Origin of the sequence: Brevundimonas sp. 374 (assembly GCF_900102995.1) — a bacterium.
Classification (GTDB): domain Bacteria; phylum Pseudomonadota; class Alphaproteobacteria; order Caulobacterales; family Caulobacteraceae; genus Brevundimonas; species Brevundimonas vesicularis_C.
Genome location: NZ_FNKT01000001.1, coordinates 421897 through 440916, shown reverse-complemented (window position 1 = coordinate 440916; position 19020 = coordinate 421897). Strand labels below are relative to the sequence as shown.

Sequence of the window (19020 nt, the reverse complement as noted above, 5' to 3'; positions counted from 1 at the left end):
TTACGGAAAGGGGCTTTAGCAGCCTTCCTTCCGGTAACGCAAAGGGGTGCGGGTCGCCCTGTAACAATAGTTCAAGTGGTGAAGGGCGCTCAGCCTTGGGCGGCAGGGGCCGAGACGCGGATCACATAGTCGCGCGGATCGGAGAAGCCGAGCACGGCGCGCGCGCGCTCTTCCAGAAGGTCGCGAGACAGGCTGTCGGTGCGCAGATAGCGAACCCGTGTCTCAAGGTCGCGGCGCTGCTCGGTCAGATGCGCCAGCTGGTCCTCGCGTTGCCCCAGCAGGGCGTCGCGAGACGAGCCGCTCAACAGTCCGCGCTCGCCCGTCAGCGCCTGCACCCCGAGATAGGCCAGAAGCAGCAACAGGGCGAGGGACAGGCGGTAAGGTTTCATCCGTTCGGGCACTTGAGACGCTCCTTCTGAGCGCGAAAACACAGTTCAGAAACCGTGCCCGAAAATGCCTAACGAAATGTAGCTTGACCGTAAGATTGTCGGCGGAAAACGCTGATTCTCCGCCGACAATTCCGATCTCTATTTCAGCAGCATGCCGTCGCCGAAATAGACGCCCTGGTCGCCCAGCATTTCCTCGATGCGGAGCAACTGGTTGTACTTCGCCACCCGGTCGGAGCGGGCCAACGAGCCGGTCTTGATCTGCCCGCAGTTGGTCGCCACGGCCAGGTCGGCGATAGTGTAGTCCTCGGTCTCGCCCGACCGGTGGCTCATCACGGCGGTATAGCCCGCGCGGTGGGCCATATCGACGGCGTCCAAGGTTTCTGACAGGGTGCCGATCTGGTTGACCTTGATCAGGATCGAGTTGGCCAGACCTTCGCCGATACCGGCGGCCAGACGCGCCGGATTGGTCACGAACAGATCGTCGCCGACCAGTTGGACCCGGTCGCCCAGGCGCTCGGTCAGCAGGCGCCAGCCGTCGAAGTCATCCTCGGCCATTCCGTCCTCGATCGACACGATCGGGAAGCGTTCGCACAGGTCGACCAGATAGGCGGCCATGCCATCGGAATCGATGGTCTTGCCCTCGCCGGCCATGACGTATTTGCCGTCCTTGAAGAACTCGGTCGAGGCGACGTCGAGGCCCAGGTGGAAATCCTCGCCCGCGAGGTAGCCCGCCGCCTGGCCCGCCTTGGTGATGAAGCTCAGCGCCTCATCCGCCGAGGCCAGATTGGGCGCGAAGCCGCCCTCGTCGCCGACGTTGGTGTTGTGCCCGGCGTCCTTCAGTTGCCTCTTCAGGGCGTGGAAGATTTCGGCTCCCATGCGCACGGCGTCCGAAAAGGTCTCAGCGCCGGTGGGCAGGATCATGAACTCCTGGATGTCGATCGGGTTATCGGCGTGGGCGCCGCCGTTGATGATGTTCATCATCGGGGTCGGCAGGACGCGGGCCGAGACGCCGCCCAGATAACGATACAGTTCCTGATTGGCCGACAAGGCGCTGGCCTTGGCGACCGCCAGAGACACGCCCAGGATCGCATTGGCCCCCAGACGGCCCTTGTTGGGCGTGCCGTCCAGTTCGATCATCGCCTCGTCGATCCGGCGCTGCTGCTCGGCATCCATGCCGGACAGGGCGTCGAAGATTTCGCCGTTGACGGCGTCGACCGCCTTCTGGACGCCCTTGCCGCCCCACATGTCATTGTCGCCGTCACGCAGTTCGACCGCTTCGTGCGCGCCCGTAGACGCGCCGGACGGAACGGCGGCGCGGCCGAACGAACCGTCTTCCAGCGTGACATCGACCTCGACCGTCGGATTGCCCCGGCTGTCGAGGATCTGGCGGGCGACGATGTCGGCGATGTCGGTCATGGCTCGGCTCTTTGGCTCAAGGGGCAAGGGAGGTCAGACGGTTTAGCCGCCTCCCCGCCAAACGCCAATGCCGACGTCATCGCCGGGCGTCAGGAACAGCCTTCGACCAGCTGGATCGAGGGATCGCCAGCGTGGACCATCATCACCTTGCCGTCGCTGCCGATCTCATATCGAACGCCACGCGCCGACGGATCGGTGACATAGGTCGTCGAACCGCCCTTCGACCAGACGAACAGATCCTCGGCCGGCGCCTCCTGGTATTTGTGCGGCTGGGCGAAGACCGCGCCGCCATAGGCCTGCTTGATCGCCATGGCCGTATCGCCCACCCCGAACCCGCGATCGGTCTTCGTCGTCGCACCGCGCGCCAGGGTGATTCGCGTCAGCACGCCGTTCTGGACCATCACCTGCACATCTGCTGGCGCGTTTGCCGGATGGAACTGGTCACAGACTTCGGGCTCGGCGCCGCCGACGGCGTTCGGTTGGGAGTCCTCGCCCCAGACCTTCACCAGTTCGGCGCGAGTCATGCCGATTCGCACCGGCCCCAGACCTTCTGCCGTCAAAGCGTTCGGATCGGCGGAGGGCGTAGCGGGCGTCTCGTTCGCGGATGCGACCGGCGCTGCGGCGGGCTCCGAGACGCGCTCCTCTGCGCGATTGCAGGCGGCGAGGGTCAGCAGCGCGCAGGCGCTGACGGCGGTGAAACGAATCATCATGCGGCGTCTCCAATGGAAGCTTCGCCGCATTGAACGCACGAAAACGGCGCGCGGGTCACCGCGCGCCGTCGAAATCGTCGTCCGACCGAAGTCGGGATCGCTCGAAAGACTAGTCTTCCTTCGGCGTGATGACCTGGCGGCCACGATAGGTGCCGGTCTTCAGGTCAATGTGGTGCGGGCGCTTCAGCTCGCCCGTGTCCTTGTCCTCGACGTAGACGTTCGAGGTCAGGGCGTCGTGGGCGCGGCGCATGTTGCGACGCGAGGGAGATACTTTGCGCTTCGGAACGGCCATGTCCGTCTCAATCTTCTAAGTCGGGCGCCGCCCAGAGCCGAGCTCCGTCTAGCGCGAAAACAATAGCGGCGGCCCTCAGGACCGCCACGCGAGGCGCGGCTTATGCATGAACCGCGCGACGATTTCAAGGCGTTTAAGCAGGCGTCAGACGCCGGACGGTCTTCGCAGGATTGCCGACCACCACCACGTCGGACGGCACGTCCTTCGTCACGACCGATCCCGCGCCGATCACCGAACGATCGCCGACGGTGACGCCCGCCAGAACGATCGCGCCGCCGCCAATCCAGACGTCATCCCCGATGACGATCGGCCGCGCCGTCTCCTCGCCCCGGCGGGCGACCGCGTCCAACGGATGTTCCGGCGTCAGAAGCTGCACGCCCGGCCCGGCTTGGAAGTTGTCGCCGATACGGATCTCGGCGCAGTCCAGGAACACGCAGTTGGCGTTCGCAAACGCCCGCGCGCCCAAATGGATGTTGACGCCATAATCGCAGAAGAAGCCCGGCATGATGATCGCCTTGCCGTCGGCCGCATTGACCAGTTCGTTGACCAGGGCGCCGCGCCGGTCGCGATCCGGTTCGGCGTTGATGGCGACGGTCAGGGCCACGGCGCGGGCGCGACCGTCGCGCAGATCGGGATCGCCCGGATCGTAAGGCAAGCCCGCCAGCATCTTCTCGCGCTCGGTCATACGGCCTCCGTCAGAGCGTCAGCCACCGCTTCACCGATGGCTAGCGAACTGGTCAGGCCGGGGCTTTCGATGCCGAACAGAGCCATCAGACCATCGATGCCGTGATGTTCGCGGCCATAAAGCTGAAAGTCCGGTTGCGGCTCGCCCGGCCCATGCAGTTTGGGCCGAATGCCGGCGTAGTCCGGCGTCAGGGCGCCGTCGGGCAGACCCGGCCAGAAACGACGAATGTAGGTGGCGAACTCTTCGGCCTTGGCGGGATCGACCGAGTAATCCTCGGTTTCGACATAGGCCAGGTCGGGGCCGAACACGGCCTGACCGGCCAGATCCTTACGATAGTGGGTGCCCAGCGCGCCGGGGATGGGCGGCGGATAGATCAGCCGGTCGAACGGCGCCTTTCCCGTCAGCCGGAAATAGACGCCCTTGCCGAAATGCCCGGCGGGAATGTCTCCGTGTGGATAGCCTTCGATCGACGCCGCCACAGCCTGGGCCGACAGTCCGGGCGCGGTGACCAAAAGGCGGCTCGTGACCTGCATCGCCCCCTCCCCGCCGACACGGATCGTGAAGCCGCCGCCCGTCAGGGGCTCTGCGCCCTCAAACGGCGCCGAGACCACGACCGATCCGCCCGCATCCTCGATCTCGCCCTGCAGAGCCAGCATATAGCCGTGGCTGTCGAACAGGCCGCTCTCGGGCGACAGGATGGCGGCGTGGGCGTTCAGCTCCGGCTCCAGCGCCCGCGCCTGGGCGCCGGTCAGATGCGCCAGCCCCTCGACGCCATTCGCCGTCGCCTGTTCGAAGATGGCCTCGATCCGCTCGACCTCGGCCTCTTGCGTCGCCACAACCAGCTTGCCGCATTTCCAGTGGTTGATCTTGCGGCTGGCCAGGAAGTCGTAGAGCGCGCGGCGTCCCTCGACGCAGAAGCGGGCCTTCAGCGATCCGGTCGGGTAATAGAGGCCGCCGTGGATCACCTCGGAATTGCGGGAGGAGACGCCCTGGCCGATGTGGGCGTCCTTCTCCAACACCAGCACCGTCAGGCCCCGTTTCGACAGCGCTCGTCCGCAGGCCAGGCCCACAGCCCCGGCGCCCACGACGGTCGCGTCGAAATCGAAACTCATCGGACGCCGTATCTCCGTTTCGCCTCGGCCTCGAAACAGCCGATCAGCTTTTCCACCGCACGGTCGAAGTTCGCAGACAGCATCATGTCCAGCATCCGGGACTTGAAGGCGAAGTCGATCATAAACTCCAGCCGCGTGCCGTCCGGATGCGGAAAGAACTCCCAACGGTTCTTCAGGTGCTTGAAGGGCCCGCGCAGCAAGCCGACCTCGACCTTGGGCGCATTGCGATCATGCCGGACCCAGGTGGAGAATCGCTCTTGCAGGAAAGAGAACCCGACGCTGGCTTCCGCATCCTGCAAGCCGACGCCCTCGCCTTCCTCGCGCGCGTTCCAGACGCGCATCGACGTCACCCACGGCACGAAGTCGGGATAGGCGCGCACGTCGGCGACCAGATCAGCAAGCTGTTCGGGCGCATAGGGAAGAATGCGCGTGACGCGGTGGACGGCCATGCGGGACTTAGCGGCGCAGCTGCGCCTCGCGCGCCGCCTTCAGCCGGGCGAAATCGTCGCCGGCATGGTGCGACGAACGCGTCAGCGGGCTGGACGACACCATCAGGAAGCCCTTCGCCCGGGCGATCGCCTCATAGGCCTTGAACTCTTCCGGCGTGACGAACCGATCGATGGCGGCATGTTTGCGCGTCGGCTGCAGGTACTGGCCGATGGTGATGAAGTCGACGCCGGCGGAACGCATATCGTCCATCACCTGCATGACCTCTTCCTTGGTCTCGCCCAAGCCGACCATGATGCCGGACTTGGTGAACTGGTTCGGGTCCCGCTCCTTGACCATCTGCAACAGGCGCAGGCTGTGGAAATAGCGCGCGCCCGGCCGGATCTTCAGATACAGGCGCGGAACGGTCTCGAGGTTGTGATTGAAGACGTCGGGCTTGGCGTCGATCATCACGGCCGCCGCCCCGTCCTTGCGCAGGAAGTCGGGCGTCAGGATTTCGATGGTGGTGTCCGGCGCCTGGATGCGGATCTGGCGCACCACCTCGGCGAAGTGGGCCGCACCGCCGTCGGCCACGTCGTCGCGGTCGACCGAGGTGATGACGACGTGGTTCAGACCCATCTGCTGTACGGCGAGGCCCACCTTGCCCGGCTCTTCCGGATCCAGCGGCTGAGGCAAGCCCGTCTTGACGTTGCAGAAGGCGCAGGCCCGCGTGCAGGTGTCGCCCATGATCATCAGGGTGGCGTGTTTCTGGCTCCAGCACTCGCCGATGTTCGGGCAGGCCGCCTCTTCACAGACCGTCACCAGCCCCTTTGAGCGAACGATCTCCTTTGTGGCGTTATATTGCCCAGAGCCCGGCGCCTTCACCCGCAGCCAGTCGGGCTTTTTCAGAACGACCGACTCGGGCCGGTTCTGCTTTTCGGGGTGACGCAACTCGGACGGCTTGCGCTGAAGGGTGTCGATCAGGGTGACCATGGCCGGTATTTCGGACTTTGAGGCCGTTTAGGCAAGGCACACCGGGTAACAGACTTGCCGCAGGCGTGATCGCACATCGGAACTCACGCGACGTTACGCATCTTTTCAAGATGCGGCGGCGTCATTAATGACAGTCGGCCGAACAACAGAGAGGGCCGCCCGCGTCCTCCGTAGGAGACGCGCTTGCGCCAGGCCCTGGATCCCTCGCTTTACGACTCGACCCTGATCGACGCCCTGATCGATGCGCGGGCGCGGTTCGGCGACAAGGAAATCCTAGAGGATCAGGACCGGCATCCGCTGACCTATACCGGCCTGATCCGCGCCGCCTTCGTGCTGGGGCGCAAGATCGCCAATATGACGGACAAGGGCGAGCGGGTCGCTATCCTGCTGCCGTCGTCCATGGGCGTCGTCGTCACCTTCTTCGGTCTGCACGCCCATGGTCGTGTGCCGGTGATGCTGAACTTCACCGCCGGCGAAGCCAATCTGAAGGCGGCGATCAAGGCCTCGGGCGTCAAGAAGGTGCTGACCGCCAAACGCTTCATCGATCAGGCCAAGCTGGACGACCTGATCGTCGAACTGAAGACGGTGGCCAAGGTCGTCTGGCTGGACGACGTGCGCAAGACCATCGGTCTGTCCGACAAGCTCTACGGCCTCGCCGCCGGCGCGGCGCCCAAGCGGTTCCGTGTGAAGACGGATCCCGATGCGCCGGGCGTCGTCCTGTTCACCTCCGGCAGCTTCGGCACGCCCAAGGGCGTGGTGCTGAGCCAGAAGAACCTCGTCGCCAATGCGCGTCAGGTGGCGGCCCACATCGACCTGTCGCCGGACTGGGTGATGTTCAATCCCCTGCCGACTTTCCACTGTTTCGGCCTGACCGGCGGGGTTATTTTGCCCCTGCTGCAAGGGCTGAAGGCCTTCCAGTATCCTTCGCCGTTGCACGCCAAACAGATCACCGACCTGCTGCCTCAGGTGAACGCCTCGATCCTGTTCGCGACCGATACCTTCCTGAACCAGTATGGTCGCGTCGCCGAACCGAACGACTTCTCGACGCTGAAGTTTGTCGTCGCCGGCGCCGAGAAGGTGCGCGAGGAAACCCGCACCCTGTTCAACACCAAGTTCGGCGGCGTCGAACTGCTGGAAGGCTACGGCGCGACCGAGGCCTCGCCTGTCATCGCCGTCAACCATCCCGACCGCAATACGCCCGGCACGGTGGGCCAGGTGCTTCCCGGCATCGACTGGAAGCTGGAGCCGGTCGAGGGCATCGACGCAGGCGGTCGCCTCATGCTGCGGGGTCCCAATGTCATGAGCGGCTATGTCAGCTCGGCCGAGCCCCTGACGTGGGATCCGATCGGCGACGACTGGCTGGACACCGGCGACATCGTCGATGTGACCGACGACGGCTATGTGACCATCCGCGGCCGCGCCAAGCGTTTCGCCAAGATCGGCGGCGAGATGGTCTCGCTGACCGCCGTCGAAGGGATCGCCGGCGCCGTCTGGCCGGATCAGCGCCACGCCGTCGTGTCGATTCCGGACAGCCGCAAGGGCGAGAAGCTGGTGCTCGTCACTGACCACGCAGACGCCGAGGTCGCTCCCCTGGCTGAATGGGCGCGAACCAACGGTGCGCCCGAACTGATCGTGCCGAAAAAGATCGTCAAGGTCGCCGAGGTCCCCGTCCTGGGCACCGGCAAGACAGACTATGTGTCGATCCAGAAGATGGTCGAGGCGGAGAAGGCGGCCTGATCAGCCGATCCGGACGCCCGTCATAGAGATCGAGCCGCCGTCGATGCGGTCGTTGAAAAAGCTGACCGCCTCGCCCGGCTCCTGCTGGGCGGCGATATAAAGCACTGGCAGGAAATGTTCGTCGGTCGGCACGCTCAGTTGTGCGTCCTCGGCCAGACCCACCCAATCGATCAGGGCCGCATGGTCGCTCCGTTCGAACGCTGCCTTGACCGCTTCGTTGAAGCCAGTCGCCCAGGCGTAGGGTTCGGCCCCATCCTCGCGTTTCCAGGTCCGCAGATTGTGGACGAAGTCGCCCGAGCCGGCGATGACGATTCCCTCGTCGCGCAGCGGTTTCAGCGCCTTGGCCAGGTCGTAATGCTGGCGCGCCGTCAGCTCGCGGTTCAGCGACAACTGCACCACGGGCAAGTCCGCCTCTGGCCACACATGGCACAGTACCGACCAGGTCCCGTGATCCAGGCCCCACGCTTGCGTCTGGACGGCCCCGGTCAGCGCCGACACCCGCGCCGCCAAGGCGGGCGACCCGGGCGCCGGATACTGCATCTCATGGAGTTCGCGCGGGAAGTTGCCGAAGTCATGGATGGTTTCGGGCCTCTCCTGCGCGGTGACGCCCAGCCCGCGCGTCTCCCAGTGGGCGGAGATCATCACCACGCCCTCAGGCTTGCCGATCGCTTCGCCCAGCGCACGCCAGGCGGCCCCATAGGGACCGCCGAGCGCGTTCATGGGCGAACCATGGCCGAAGAAGACGGCGGGCTGACGCATCGGATCAGCCGTGCAGCTTCTTGGCCAGCTCGGCGATATGCCTGCCTTGGAACCGGGCGCCGTCCAGCTCGACGTCGCTGGGCTGACGCGAGCCGTCGCCGCCCGTGATCGTCGATGCGCCATAGGGCGAGCCGCCGTGGATGGCGTCCAGCGTCATCTGCCCCTGGAAGGAATAGGGCAGACCCACGACCGGCATGCCGTGGTGCATGAAGAAGTTGTGCAGGCCCTGGAAGGTCGTCTCCTGACCGCCGTGCTGTGTCGCCGTCGCGGTGAAGGCCCCGCCCACCTTGCCGATCAGGGCACCCGAGAACCACAGGCCGCCGGCCTGATCGAGGAAGGCGCGCATCTGCGACGCGGCCGAACCGAAGCGGGTGCCGGCGCCGATGATGATGGCGTCGTAGTCCTTCAGATCGTCGATCTTGGCGATCGGCGCCTTTTGATCCAGCTTGTAATGCGAGGCCTTGGCCAGCTCTTCCGGCACGGTTTCCGGCACGCGCTTGATGTCCACGACGGCGCCTTCGACCTCGCGCGCGCCTTCAGCGACCGCCTCGGCCATGGTTTCCAGGTGACCATAGGTCGAATGATAGAGGACGAGGACTTTCGGCATTGGGGAGGCTCCATTGAATGACAAGGGTCGCCATTCGCAACAACGACCGTTGCTAACTTGGCGCGCTGTTGAGCCTTCCGCAAGTCCCCGACATCAAATCACGTCTTGAAGGGACAGACGGTATCGTAAAAGGCCTTGTCGCCCGGCGTGGGGCGACCGCGGCGACAGTGGAAACGATGCTCCATCACCATCGCCTGCTGCTCGATGTTCAACGCGTCCCACCGGCAGGTCGGTTCCACGCGATAGGCATAAGAGGCGGAGGTGTCCCCAGCCTTCAGCTTTGCGAACAGCAGATTGACACCCTGCTGGGCCTGCCAGACGTGCGTCAGTTCATGAATCAGCACGCCCTGCATTCGCTCGGACGCAAAAGTGAAGTCTGCGACGAGCTGCGCTTGCGGCCATACGATCCAGTCTCGCCCGAACCAGCGTCCGGCCACAAACGCGCGGCGGAACGGCCAACCGATCAAACGGACGGGCGCCAGGTCGATCGCGGCGCCGAACGCCTCTCGCGCGAGCGATTTCTCAGCTTCGGTCAGGGCGCGAACGAAGGATCCCAAGGCTTCACATACTCCCAGTGCCACGGCTCATAGACATAGGGCACAAAGCCGAAACGCCCAGCGTTCGTCACCAGCCAGCGATAGGTCGCCGACCGCGCCAGATATTCGCGGCTGGCCGGGGTGGTGGAATCGACACCCAGACCCGGCGCTTGGCCGACGTAAAGATCGACCGCCGTGCCCGTCCGATGCGGCGAACAGACGGCACGACGCAGGCCGTCGCAGTTGCCCTGCTGCGCACAGCGCGCCGCGTCCGCCTCGGGATCGCGAAAGCCGGAGAAGATCTGCAGCAGTTCGGGATCGGCCCCCACCTCCGGAACCTCAGCCCGCGCCGCGGCGACCAGTCGGCGATAGGCGTCCAGCACGTCGCGGCGCAGCAGGCGTGTCAGACGGTCGGCATGTTCCTCGGACTCGACCAGATAGCCGAGCTGATTGATCGGCGGCGGCTCGGGACAGGCTCCTCCGACGCGCGCCATGACGAAGGGCCGCCGCTCCTGCCAAAGGCCGCGAAACACCTGGAATGTCGCCGCATCGAACAGGCCGGTCGGCGTCAGGCCATGCGTCTGCTGAAACCCGGCCAGTTGCGACGCGAAGATCGGCGTGCCGGGTCCGCAGGCCGTGTGCAGTTCGCGCTGGATCAGCGGCAGATAGGCCTGCCACCCCCACTCCGCCGCCCCGAACGGCGCCCATTCCATGCCGTAGGCCGACGCCGAGTTTGCCAGCCCCTGCGCCTGCCAGCCGTCGGCATTGGTGTGGCAGGGCCCGGCCGCCCGCGCGCCGCCGGCAAACGTCAGAACGAAGCAAACGGACAGGAACGCAAAAAGGCTTCGCCACATGGCCCACAGGAAGCCCCAAGCCGGTCGATCTCACAAGTGCATGCGTCACCGATCGCTGGCATGGTGGCGCGCGGCCGACTCGCGCCGCGCCTTTCGGACCGACGCATGTCCACCGCCGCGCCGACCGCGCCCCGCCGTTCCAACGCCGTGCTCGCGGCCTTTTCCGGCCCGTGCCTGCCGCTGGCGGCCTTTGGCGTCGCCCTGCCCGTCACCCTGCCGGAGTTCTACGCCACCCATGTGGGCTTGGAATTGGGAGTCGTGGCGGCGGTCTTCATGGCCGTGCGCCTGATCGACATCGTCTTCGACCCCTTCATCGGCTGGGGCATGGACAAGACCAAGACGCGGTTCGGTCGCTATCGCCCGTGGATGGCGATCTCGACGCCGATCCTGATGCTGTCGGCTTTTATGATGTTCGTCGTGGTCCAGCCCGGCGCCGGGCCGGCCTATCTGTTTGGTTGGCTGCTGGTCCTCTATCTCGGCTTCTCGATCGGCACCCTTGGTCAGCTGGGATGGGCCGCCGTGCTTGCGCCGCAGTATGACCAGCGCAGCCGCGTCTATGGCTGGTGGCAGGTGTTCAACATCATCGGCGTGATCCTGATTCTGGTGCTGCCGACCGTGGTGGTTCAGACCGGCATCGGAAACTATTCCGACGGCGTGCGCATCATGGGCTGTGCCATCCTGATCGCCCTTCCCGTCACCATCGGCCTGGCCATGGTCGCCGTGCCCGAGCCCGTGAATGCGGGCGATCAGCCGCATGGCGGCGCCAGCGCCTATCTGGGCCTGCTGAAGATGCCCACGGTCCGGAAGCTCTTGATCGCCGACCTGCTGCTGGGCGTCGCGCCGGGCATCACGGGTTCGCTGCTGTTCTTCTTCTTCGGACAGATCAAGGGTTACGACCACAGCCAGGCCGGCCTGTTCATGCTGTTCTATTTCATCGCCGGTCTGTGCGGCGCGCCCATCTGGGCCTGGCTGGCCACGCGCATCGGCAAGGACAAGGCCCTGGCGGTCGCCAGCCTGATCTTCGCAGCTCTCTACATCGCCGCCACCTTGGTTCCCGGCGGCAACTTCATGCTGACGGCGGGCGCCATGTTCATCGCCGGCCTGCCCTATGCGGCCGGCCTGTTCCTGTTGCGCGCCATGATGGCGGACGCGGGCGATGAGGTACGGCTGGAGACCGGCGTGGATCGCACCGGACTGATGTTCTCCATCCTGTCCGCGACGACCAAGATCGGCCACGTGGTCGCGCTGATCCCCTATCTGATCCTGCAGGGCGTGGGCTTCAAGGCTGTGCCAGGACCGATGGGCAACAGCGACTTTTCCCTTATGACGCTCCAGATCCTGTTCATCCTGGTCCCCGGCCTGCTGCTGGCCGCCGCCGCCTGGGTGCTGAAGGGCTATCCCCTGACGCCGAAGCGGCACGATGAAATCCGCCTCGCCCTGGAAGCTCGCGACGGAGCCCGCCGTTGAGACCGATCGACCGCCTGCTCGGCGTCATGGAACGCTTGCGTAATCCCGAAGGCGGCTGCCCCTGGGACGTGGAGCAGACCTTCGCCACCATCGCCCCCTATACGATCGAGGAGGCCTATGAGGTCGCCGACGCCATCGAGCGCGACGATCTGTGTGAGTTGAAGGGCGAGCTGGGGGACCTGCTGTTCCAGGTCGTCTTCCACGCCCGCATGGCCGAGGAACAGGGGCTGTTCGCTTTCGACGACGTGGTCACGGCCATCGCCGACAAGCTGGAGCGCCGCCACCCCCACGTTTTCGGTGACGAGGCCCAGCGCTCCTCGAAGGAACAGACCGTCGCCTGGGAGGCCATCAAGGCCGCCGAGCGCAAGGACCGCAAGAAGCCGGGCGTTCTCGACGACGTGCCGGTCGGCCTGCCCGCCCTGACCCGCGCCGCCAAGCTGACCAAGCGCGCCGGCCGCGTGGGCTTCGACTGGCCTTCCACCGACGAGGTGTTCGACAAGCTGGCCGAAGAGGTCGAGGAATTGCGCGTCGAGATCGCCGCCGGCGACCAGGCCAAGGCGCGCGAAGAGCTGGGCGATCTTCTGTTCGTCGTCGCCAACCTGGCGCGCAAGCTGGACTTCGAACCCGAAGACGCCCTGCGCGCCGCCAACGCCAAGTTCGTACGTCGCTTCGGCTTCATCGAGGCGGAGCTCGCGAAGGACGGCCGCACGCCCGACCAATCGGACCTGGCCGAGATGGACCGCCTCTGGGACGCCGCAAAGGTCGCCGAAAAGGCCGCGCCTGAAGCCTGAGCGACCGCGCGTGACCTACGACCTGATCATTTTCGACTACGACGGCGTGGTCGCCGACAGCGAGGTGCTGAACAGCACTGTCATGGCCGAGCAACTGACCGCCATCGGTCTGCCGACCTCGCTCGACGACGTATTGGCCGCCTATACGGGCAAGCGCTGGCGTGACAATCGGCCGGTCGTCGAGGCGGCCTTGGGTCGTGCTTGCCCTGACGACTTCCACACCACATGGTTTGCGACCTGTCGCCAGCGCGCGCCGCACCAGCTTGAGCCCGTGCCCGGTCTGCTGGACTTCGTCGCCGCCCGGACTGAACCTCGCTGCATCGCCTCGTCCAGCGGCCCCGACTGGATCGGCGTAGGCCTGAACCTATTCGGCCTGACGGATCATTTCGACGGCGCGGTCTTCACCGGCCTGGTGGTCGAACGCGGCAAGCCCCACCCCGACATCTTCCTGCACGCCGCCAAGACGATGGGCGTTGATCCGACGCGCGTCCTGGTAATCGAAGACAGCGAGGCGGGCGTCACAGCAGGGGTTGCGGCCGGTATGACGGTCGTGGGGCTGACGGCGGGCGGTCATGTCCGCGACGGCCATGCCGAACGCCTGACGGCGCGCGGCGCCCACCACATCGCCGACAGCTACGCAGCCGTCTCCGCCTTCATGGATCGCTGAGCGTCAGAGATAGCGCAGTTCCTGTAGATCGAGGTCACGGAACAGCTTCTTGGCCGTAACCTCGTCCAGCTGACGCGCCCTCAGCAACCGACGTAACTCTTCTCGCTCGGCGGCCAGCCCTGCAAGCCACAGACGCCGCTCGATGTCGTCCATCTTGCGCGTCAGGGCTGCGTCTTCCTCGTCCGTGCGGGTATGGGTCTCGATCCGCTGGCGATAGGTCTCCATGATCCGGCCCGCGATGTCGGAATAGAGGTCGGGGTTGGACTTGCCCTCCGCCATGGCGTGCGAGGCGTCCTCGATGGCGCGGATGGCGGCCGAGGCGGCGGCGACCCGGCCCCGATCTTCCTCCTGTTCATGCGAAGGCTCCGGCGGCAGTTCGACGTTCTTGAGCAGGCGGGGCAAGGCGAAGGTCGCCAACACCAGCGACACCACGATCACGCCCGCCGCCAGGAAGATCGCCAGGTTCCGCGACGGCATCGGCGACCCGTCGCCTAAGGCGAACGGCAGGGTCAGAATACCCGCCAGAGTGATCGCGCCCCGCACGCCCGCCAGAGACATCACCATAGTCAGCCGCAAACCGACCTTGGCCGGCGGACCGCGATGACGGCGGCGAAACAGGGTCAGCTTCAGCGAGGTCCAGACCCAGACGAACCGCAGCGCGGCCAAGGTGGCGACGATGCCGAACACATAGACCGCCAGCCACCAGACTTCGGGCCGGCTGGTGCCCGCCACCACCTCGGCCGCGCGTGACATGATCGAGGGCATCTGTTCGCCCAAAATCACGAAGATGATGCCGTTGGCGACGAACTGAACCGTGTCCCACACGACGCTACGCCGGATCCGCGTCATCGCCATCGACTGGCCGGCGATGCCGCCGCGTTCGGTGAAACTCATCGTCACCCCGGCCGCCACCGCCGCCAGGATGCCGGACGCATGCAGTTCTTCCGCGACCAGATACGCCGCAAACGGGATCAGCAGGCTGATAAGAATCTGCGCGCCCACGTCCTCGCCCCAGCGTCGGCTGACGAAGCTCTTGGCGTAGCTGATGGCCATGGTGACCAGAACGCCGACGGCGACCCCAACCAGGGCCAGCCAGGCGAATGTTCCGATTGCATGGCCGATCGAAAACGCGCCCGTCGTCGCGGCGGCGACCGCGATCCGCATGCAGGTCAGGCCCGTCGCATCGTTCAACAGCGACTCGCCTTCCAGAATGTGCATCAGGCGCTTCGGGATCGGCGCCCGCGCCGCGATCGCCTGAACCGCGATGGGATCGGTCGGCGACAGGATGGCGGCCAGGGCGAAGGCGACCGGCAGCGGCATCTCTGGGATCATCCACCAGATCAGGAAACCCAGACCGACGACGGTGAACAGCACCAGCCCCAGCGCCAACTCGAGGATGACCGCCCGGTCGCGAAACAGGTCTTCCTTGGGAATTCGCCAGCCGTCCAGAAACAGCAGCGGCGGCAGGAACAGCAGAAAGAAGATGTCCGGTTCAAGATCGACCGTCTTGCCCGTGATCAGCACGATGGCCGCGCCCAGCCCGATCTGAACCAAAGGCAAGGCGATGCGCGTGATCCGCGCGATCGAACCCGACACCACCACGGCCAACAGCAGAAGCAGGACGGTTTCGATCAGATGCATGAAAACTCAGTCGGTCAGGTCGGGATACAGGCGCTCGAATCGCCCGAGCGCCGCAGGGTGCAGCCGGACCGTGACGTGAGTACGGCCAAGCTCGTCCGCATCGCGCGACGTGACCCGCCCATGTTCGTACAGCCACGCCAGGGCCTCGCCCTGATGCGGTTCGAGCGTCAGCTGAGTCTCGGGATCGTCGTCGATCAGGCCGGCAATGATCTGGCGCAGAGGCTCGATCCCCTCCCCCGTCCAGGCTGAGACGGCGACCGCCTCACCGTCCTTCGCCAACCGTTCGGCCTGACCCAGCACAGTCTCGCGCGCCTCGTCGTCCAGCAGGTCGATCTTGTTCCAGACCTCCAGCACCCGGCGCGTCTTGCCCTCTGGCGTCTCGATCTGTTTCAGCACGGCCTCGACGTCCTTGGCCTGGGCCGCGCTGTCGGGCGAGGCGATGTCGCGGACGTGCAGGATCAGATCGGCCTCGCCGACCTCCTCCAGGGTCGCGCGGAAGCTCTCGACCAGTTCGTGGGGCAGGTCGGAGATGAAGCCGACCGTATCCGCCACGATGGCCGGTCGCCCTTGCGGCAGCCGGATGGTGCGCTGAGTCGTGTCCAGAGTGGCGAACAACAGGTCCTTGGCGAAGACCTCCGACCCCGTCAGTCGGTTGAACAGCGTCGACTTGCCGGCATTGGTGTAGCCGACCAGGGCGATCGTCGGGAACGGCGCCTTCTGACGCTGCTTGCGGTGCAGGGCGCGCGTGCGTCGCACCTCTTCCAACTCGGACTTCAGCCTGACGATGCGGTCGGCGATCAGACGCCGGTCCAGCTCGATCTGGGTTTCGCCGGGCCCACCGGTCGAACCGGTGCCGCCCCGTTGCCGCTCAAGGTGGGTCCAGGTCCGCACCAGCCGCGACCGCTCATAATCCAGTCGCGCCAGTTCGACCTGAAGCCGCCCCTCCTTGGTCCGCGCGCGACGGCCGAAGATTTCCAGGATCAGGCCGGTGCGGTCGATGACCTTCACCTCCCACGCCTTTTCCAGATTGCGCTGCTGCACCGGCGTCAGGGCGTCGTCGATGATGACAGCCTCGGCGTCTGCGGCGCGCACGAGCGCGGCCAACTCCTCGACCTTGCCCGTGCCGAACAGGGTCGCTGGCGTGGTGCTGCGCAGCCGAACGATCTCTTCGGCACGCACATCGAGGTCCAGCGCGCGGGCAAGGCCCGCAGCCTCCTCAAGCCGTTCGCTCGCCAGCCGGGGACTGTCCGAGCGTCGGTCGGGGTGAATGACGACCGCCCGGATCAGCGGGACGGTGTGGTCGATCAGTTTTTGGGTCAATCAGTCTTCTTCGGCGTCGGGCTCGTACAGTTGAACGGGCGCGGACGGCATAATGGTTGAGATGGCGTGCTTGTACACCAGCTGGGACTGGCCATCGCGGCGCAGCAGGACACAGAAGTTGTCGAACCAGGTCACGATGCCCTGCAACTTGACTCCGTTGACCAGGAAGATGGTCAGCGGCGTCTTGGTCTTGCGGACCGAGTTGAGGAAGGTGTCCTGAAGGTTCTGACGTTTGTCTTGCGACATGGCAGGTTTTTCCTGTTCTTCGTTGTTCGTCGCCGTGGGAGCGGCGGGGCCGATGCAGCCAACCGCGACCTTAACCGCCGCCCGGCCGCTCGGGCAACGCCCTAAATGGCCCCTCGACGCGCCTGTTCAAGATAGAGTTCTCGCAGGCGGGTCGCGACGGGGCCGGGCTGGCCGTCGCCGATCTTCACGCCGTCCAGCGAAACCAACGGCATGATGAAGGCGCTGGCGGCGGTGACGAACACTTCGCGTGCGCGTTTCGCTTCATCGACCGAGAAGGCGCGTTCTTCCAGTTCGACACCCTCGGCGGCGGCGAGCTCGAAGACGGCTGCTCGCGTGACACCCCGCAGGATATTGGCCTGGATGTCCCGCGTTCTCAGCCTGCCGTCCTCATCCACGATCCACGCATTGGTCGATGCGCCTTCGGTGATCAGACCCATGTCATCGTACATCAGGCACTCGTAGGCTCCGCGCTCGCGCGCCGCCTGTTTGGCCAGCACATTCGGCAGCAGGCCGACCGTCTTGATGTCGCAACGGCCCCAGCGAATATCGGGTTGGGTGACGCCGGCCGCGCCGTTCTGCGCCAGACGCTGATTTCGCGCCGGATCGATCGACTTGGCGGTCACGACCACGCTGGGCGCGATATCGGTCGGAAAGCCATGATCGCGCGGCGCCGTGCCGCGTGTGACCTGCAGATAGACCATGCCGTTGCGCACACGATTGCGCCGCACGGTCTCTCGCAGAACGACGCCCAAGGCGCCGGCGCTCATCGGAATGTCGATCTTGAGTTCGCTCAGACTGCGGTGAAGGCGGCTCATGTGACCTTCGAAATCAGCCAGCCGCCCGTCGAAGACCGACCAGACCTCATAGACGCCGTCTGCAAACTGGAAACCGCGATCCTCGATATGGACCACGGCCTCGCCATGCGCGCTATACGCGCCATTCACATAGGCGACGCGTGACATCAGGCCGGCTCTTCTTCATCGCCGCCGCGTGCAGGCGAGACGCCCAGCGACTTCAGCTTTCTATGCAGGGCCGATCGCTCCATGCCAATGAAGGCGGCGGTGCGCGAGATATTGCCGCCGAACCGCATGATCTGGGCCGCCAGATATTCCCGCTCGAACACCTCGCGCGCCTCGCGCAGCGGCAGGGCGATGGTGCGCTCGCCGCCCAGGTTCGCCGTCCCGCCGTTAGAGGTCGCCACCTCCTGCGGCAGCATATCAGCGGTGATCGTTTCGGCCGGATCGCCTGTCGCCAGGATCAGCAGACGCTCGATATTGTTGCGCAGTTGGCGGATGTTGCCGGGCCACGGGTGAACCTGCAGCACCGCCACCGCATCGTCCCCGACGATGCGTTTGGGCAGACCTTGCGAAGCGCTGATCGTGTCGACGAAATATTCGACCAGTTCGGCGATGTCCTCGCGCCGTTCCGACAGCGGCGGGACACGGATCGGCACCACGTTCAGACGGTGGAACAGGTCTTCGCGGAAACGTCCCTCTGCGATCTCGGCCTTCAGATCGCGCGATGTAGAGGTCACGACGCGCACATCGACCTGAACGTCCTGCTCTCCGCCGACACGCCGGAACCGCTGGTCCACCAGAACGCGCAGGATGCGGCTCTGGCTTTCGCGCGGCATGTCGCTGATTTCATCCAGATATAGCGTGCCGTTGTGGGCGCGTTCGAACACGCCGATCTTGCGCGGACGGCCGTCCTGGCCCTCCTCGCCGAACAGTTCGACGTCCAGACGTTCCGGCGTCATGCCGGCGGCCGAAATCGCAACGAACTCGGCGCGGGCGCGCGGGCTCGCTTCGTGGATCTGCCGCGCCACCAGCTCCTTGCCGGAGCCTGCCGGTCCGGCGATCAGGACCCGACTGTTGGCCTGGGCCACCTTGGCGATGGTGCTGCGCAAGGCCTGCGCGGCCTGCGATCGACCGATCAGACCCGACGGCGTCATAGTCGCCGCGCGCAGGCGGCGGTTCTCGCGCCTCAGCGTCGCCGCCTCAATAGCGCGTTCGACCACGACGACCAGTCGATCCGACTTGAACGGCTTTTCGATGAAGTCATAGGCGCCGCGTTTCAGCGCCGTCACTGCCGTCTCGATGTTGCCGTGACCGGAAATCATCACCACCGGCAGGTCAGGGTCCAGTTCTTTGACGACCTCCAACAGCTCCAGCCCGTCCAGCCCGCCGCCCTGCATCCAGATGTCCAGGATCGCCAGCGACGGCTTCCTGGCCCGGATCGCGGCCAAGGCCTCGTCGGAGTTGGCGGCGACGCGCACGGCATGGCCTTCGTCCTCCAGCAGGCCGGACACCAGGTCGCGGATGTCGGCCTCGTCGTCGACAACGAGAATGTCGGAACCGGTTGGTCGCATCTTG

The 19020-nt window shown here is 65.6% G+C and carries 21 protein-coding genes; 4 read left to right on the top strand and 17 right to left on the bottom strand.

The features are described from left to right. Positions 1-89: 89 nt before the first annotated feature. From BLR19_RS02090 to lipA, 8 genes are all read right to left on the bottom strand, one after another. Complete coding sequence (locus tag BLR19_RS02090) at positions 90-389, bottom strand: FtsB family cell division protein (RefSeq protein ID WP_017504845.1); 300 nt, start codon at positions 387-389, stop codon at positions 90-92. Between the two features lie 138 nt (positions 390-527). Continuing rightward, the gene (eno, locus tag BLR19_RS02085; RefSeq protein ID WP_091746643.1) at positions 528-1805 is read right to left on the bottom strand and encodes a phosphopyruvate hydratase; all 1278 of its coding nucleotides are present in this window, start codon (positions 1803-1805) and stop codon (positions 528-530) included. A gap of 89 nt (positions 1806-1894) precedes the next feature. Further along, the gene (locus BLR19_RS02080) at positions 1895-2515 is read right to left on the bottom strand and encodes a hypothetical protein (protein ID WP_091746640.1); all 621 of its coding nucleotides are present in this window, start codon (positions 2513-2515) and stop codon (positions 1895-1897) included. Between the two features lie 109 nt (positions 2516-2624). Next, positions 2625-2807, bottom strand: coding sequence for a 50S ribosomal protein L32 (gene rpmF, locus BLR19_RS02075; RefSeq protein ID WP_026108365.1), 183 nt, complete (start codon positions 2805-2807; stop codon positions 2625-2627). Between the two features lie 133 nt (positions 2808-2940). Next, positions 2941-3492, bottom strand: coding sequence for a sugar O-acetyltransferase (locus BLR19_RS15040; RefSeq protein WP_091746637.1), 552 nt, complete (start codon positions 3490-3492; stop codon positions 2941-2943). Continuing rightward, a complete protein-coding gene (locus BLR19_RS02065) occupies positions 3489-4604 on the bottom strand; it encodes an NAD(P)/FAD-dependent oxidoreductase (protein WP_091746633.1) in 1116 nt (371 codons plus the stop codon). Before BLR19_RS02065 ends, BLR19_RS15040 begins: the two co-directional genes overlap by 4 nt. Then, the gene (locus tag BLR19_RS02060) at positions 4601-5053 is read right to left on the bottom strand and encodes a type II toxin-antitoxin system RatA family toxin (protein ID WP_091746630.1); all 453 of its coding nucleotides are present in this window, start codon (positions 5051-5053) and stop codon (positions 4601-4603) included. The genes BLR19_RS02065 and BLR19_RS02060 overlap by 4 nt, the downstream gene beginning before the upstream one ends. Before the next feature lie 7 nt (positions 5054-5060). Further along, positions 5061-6023, bottom strand: a complete 963-nt coding sequence (gene lipA, locus BLR19_RS02055) for a lipoyl synthase (protein ID WP_017504838.1) — start codon at positions 6021-6023, stop codon at positions 5061-5063. 183 nt (positions 6024-6206) lie between these two features. Here lipA and BLR19_RS02050 point away from each other — a divergent pair, with 183 nt between their 5' ends. After that, positions 6207-7760, top strand: a complete 1554-nt coding sequence (locus tag BLR19_RS02050) for an AMP-binding protein (protein WP_091746627.1) — start codon at positions 6207-6209, stop codon at positions 7758-7760. Here BLR19_RS02050 and ygiD read toward each other — a convergent pair whose 3' ends face one another. The 4 genes from ygiD to BLR19_RS02030 all read right to left on the bottom strand — a co-directional run bounded on the left by ygiD (position 7761) and on the right by BLR19_RS02030 (position 10516). Beyond that, positions 7761-8519 carry a 4,5-DOPA-extradiol-dioxygenase gene (gene ygiD / locus BLR19_RS02045; RefSeq protein ID WP_091746624.1) on the bottom strand — a complete coding sequence of 253 codons (759 nt, stop codon included), beginning with the start codon at positions 8517-8519 and terminating at the stop codon, positions 7761-7763. 4 nt (positions 8520-8523) lie between these two features. Then, a complete protein-coding gene (gene wrbA / locus BLR19_RS02040) occupies positions 8524-9126 on the bottom strand; it encodes an NAD(P)H:quinone oxidoreductase (RefSeq protein WP_091746621.1) in 603 nt (200 codons plus the stop codon). Between the two features lie 98 nt (positions 9127-9224). Beyond that, entirely contained in the window at positions 9225-9593 is a 369-nt protein-coding gene (locus BLR19_RS02035; protein WP_218119299.1) for a hypothetical protein, read from the bottom strand. A 65-nt stretch (positions 9594-9658) separates the two neighbouring features. Then, complete coding sequence (locus tag BLR19_RS02030; RefSeq protein ID WP_091746614.1) at positions 9659-10516, bottom strand: D-alanyl-D-alanine carboxypeptidase family protein; 858 nt, start codon at positions 10514-10516, stop codon at positions 9659-9661. A gap of 105 nt (positions 10517-10621) precedes the next feature. Here BLR19_RS02030 and BLR19_RS02025 point away from each other — a divergent pair, with 105 nt between their 5' ends. Genes BLR19_RS02025 through BLR19_RS02015 form a run of 3 tightly spaced genes read left to right on the top strand, consistent with a single transcriptional unit; the run spans position 10622 to position 13441 of the window. Continuing rightward, complete coding sequence (locus tag BLR19_RS02025) at positions 10622-11983, top strand: MFS transporter (protein ID WP_091749043.1); 1362 nt, start codon at positions 10622-10624, stop codon at positions 11981-11983. Then, the gene (mazG, locus tag BLR19_RS02020) at positions 11980-12774 is read left to right on the top strand and encodes a nucleoside triphosphate pyrophosphohydrolase (protein WP_091746611.1); all 795 of its coding nucleotides are present in this window, start codon (positions 11980-11982) and stop codon (positions 12772-12774) included. The genes BLR19_RS02025 and mazG overlap by 4 nt, the downstream gene beginning before the upstream one ends. Before the next feature lie 10 nt (positions 12775-12784). After that, positions 12785-13441, top strand: a complete 657-nt coding sequence (locus tag BLR19_RS02015) for an HAD family hydrolase (RefSeq protein WP_091746608.1) — start codon at positions 12785-12787, stop codon at positions 13439-13441. Positions 13442-13444: 3 nt separating this feature from the next. On the opposite strand, the gene BLR19_RS02010 is transcribed toward BLR19_RS02015, so the two are convergent. The 5 genes from BLR19_RS02010 to BLR19_RS01990 all read right to left on the bottom strand — a co-directional run bounded on the left by BLR19_RS02010 (position 13445) and on the right by BLR19_RS01990 (position 19016). Continuing rightward, positions 13445-15082 carry a Na+/H+ antiporter gene (locus BLR19_RS02010; RefSeq protein WP_091746605.1) on the bottom strand — a complete coding sequence of 546 codons (1638 nt, stop codon included), beginning with the start codon at positions 15080-15082 and terminating at the stop codon, positions 13445-13447. Positions 15083-15088: 6 nt separating this feature from the next. Then, a complete protein-coding gene (hflX, locus tag BLR19_RS02005) occupies positions 15089-16402 on the bottom strand; it encodes a GTPase HflX (protein WP_091746602.1) in 1314 nt (437 codons plus the stop codon). After that, positions 16403-16648, bottom strand: coding sequence for an RNA chaperone Hfq (hfq, locus tag BLR19_RS02000; protein WP_003164861.1), 246 nt, complete (start codon positions 16646-16648; stop codon positions 16403-16405). A 101-nt stretch (positions 16649-16749) separates the two neighbouring features. Further along, positions 16750-17610 (bottom strand): D-amino-acid transaminase, encoded by an 861-nt coding sequence (locus BLR19_RS01995; protein WP_091746599.1) that lies wholly within the window; start codon positions 17608-17610, stop codon positions 16750-16752. After that, positions 17610-19016: a nitrogen assimilation response regulator NtrX gene (locus BLR19_RS01990; protein WP_066551406.1), complete on the bottom strand. Its 1407-nt coding sequence runs from the start codon at positions 19014-19016 to the stop codon at positions 17610-17612. Before BLR19_RS01990 ends, BLR19_RS01995 begins: the two co-directional genes overlap by 1 nt. Positions 19017-19020 lie beyond the last annotated feature (4 nt).

Bases quoted from the DNA above. Each gene is read 5' to 3' on its own strand.
- lipA (WP_017504838.1), bottom strand. From the start codon at position 6,023: ATGGTCACCCTGATCGACACCCTTCAGCGCAAGCCGTCCGAGTTGCGT.
- rpmF (WP_026108365.1), bottom strand. From the start codon at position 2,807: ATGGCCGTTCCGAAGCGCAAAGTATCTCCCTCGCGTCGCAACATGCGC.
- hfq (WP_003164861.1), bottom strand. From the start codon at position 16,648: ATGTCGCAAGACAAACGTCAGAACCTTCAGGACACCTTCCTCAACTCG.
- BLR19_RS02080 (WP_091746640.1), bottom strand. From the start codon at position 2,515: ATGATGATTCGTTTCACCGCCGTCAGCGCCTGCGCGCTGCTGACCCTC.
- BLR19_RS02060 (WP_091746630.1), bottom strand. From the start codon at position 5,053: ATGGCCGTCCACCGCGTCACGCGCATTCTTCCCTATGCGCCCGAACAG.
- BLR19_RS15040 (WP_091746637.1), bottom strand. From the start codon at position 3,492: ATGACCGAGCGCGAGAAGATGCTGGCGGGCTTGCCTTACGATCCGGGC.
- BLR19_RS02065 (WP_091746633.1), bottom strand. From the start codon at position 4,604: ATGAGTTTCGATTTCGACGCGACCGTCGTGGGCGCCGGGGCTGTGGGC.
- BLR19_RS02090 (WP_017504845.1), bottom strand. From the start codon at position 389: ATGAAACCTTACCGCCTGTCCCTCGCCCTGTTGCTGCTTCTGGCCTAT.
- eno (WP_091746643.1), bottom strand. From the start codon at position 1,805: ATGACCGACATCGCCGACATCGTCGCCCGCCAGATCCTCGACAGCCGG.
- BLR19_RS02010 (WP_091746605.1), bottom strand. From the start codon at position 15,082: ATGCATCTGATCGAAACCGTCCTGCTTCTGCTGTTGGCCGTGGTGGTG.
- BLR19_RS01990 (WP_066551406.1), bottom strand. From the start codon at position 19,016: ATGCGACCAACCGGTTCCGACATTCTCGTTGTCGACGACGAGGCCGAC.
- ygiD (WP_091746624.1), bottom strand. From the start codon at position 8,519: ATGCGTCAGCCCGCCGTCTTCTTCGGCCATGGTTCGCCCATGAACGCG.
- BLR19_RS02025 (WP_091749043.1), top strand. From the start codon at position 10,622: ATGTCCACCGCCGCGCCGACCGCGCCCCGCCGTTCCAACGCCGTGCTC.
- BLR19_RS02030 (WP_091746614.1), bottom strand. From the start codon at position 10,516: ATGTGGCGAAGCCTTTTTGCGTTCCTGTCCGTTTGCTTCGTTCTGACG.
- BLR19_RS01995 (WP_091746599.1), bottom strand. From the start codon at position 17,610: ATGTCACGCGTCGCCTATGTGAATGGCGCGTATAGCGCGCATGGCGAG.
- wrbA (WP_091746621.1), bottom strand. From the start codon at position 9,126: ATGCCGAAAGTCCTCGTCCTCTATCATTCGACCTATGGTCACCTGGAA.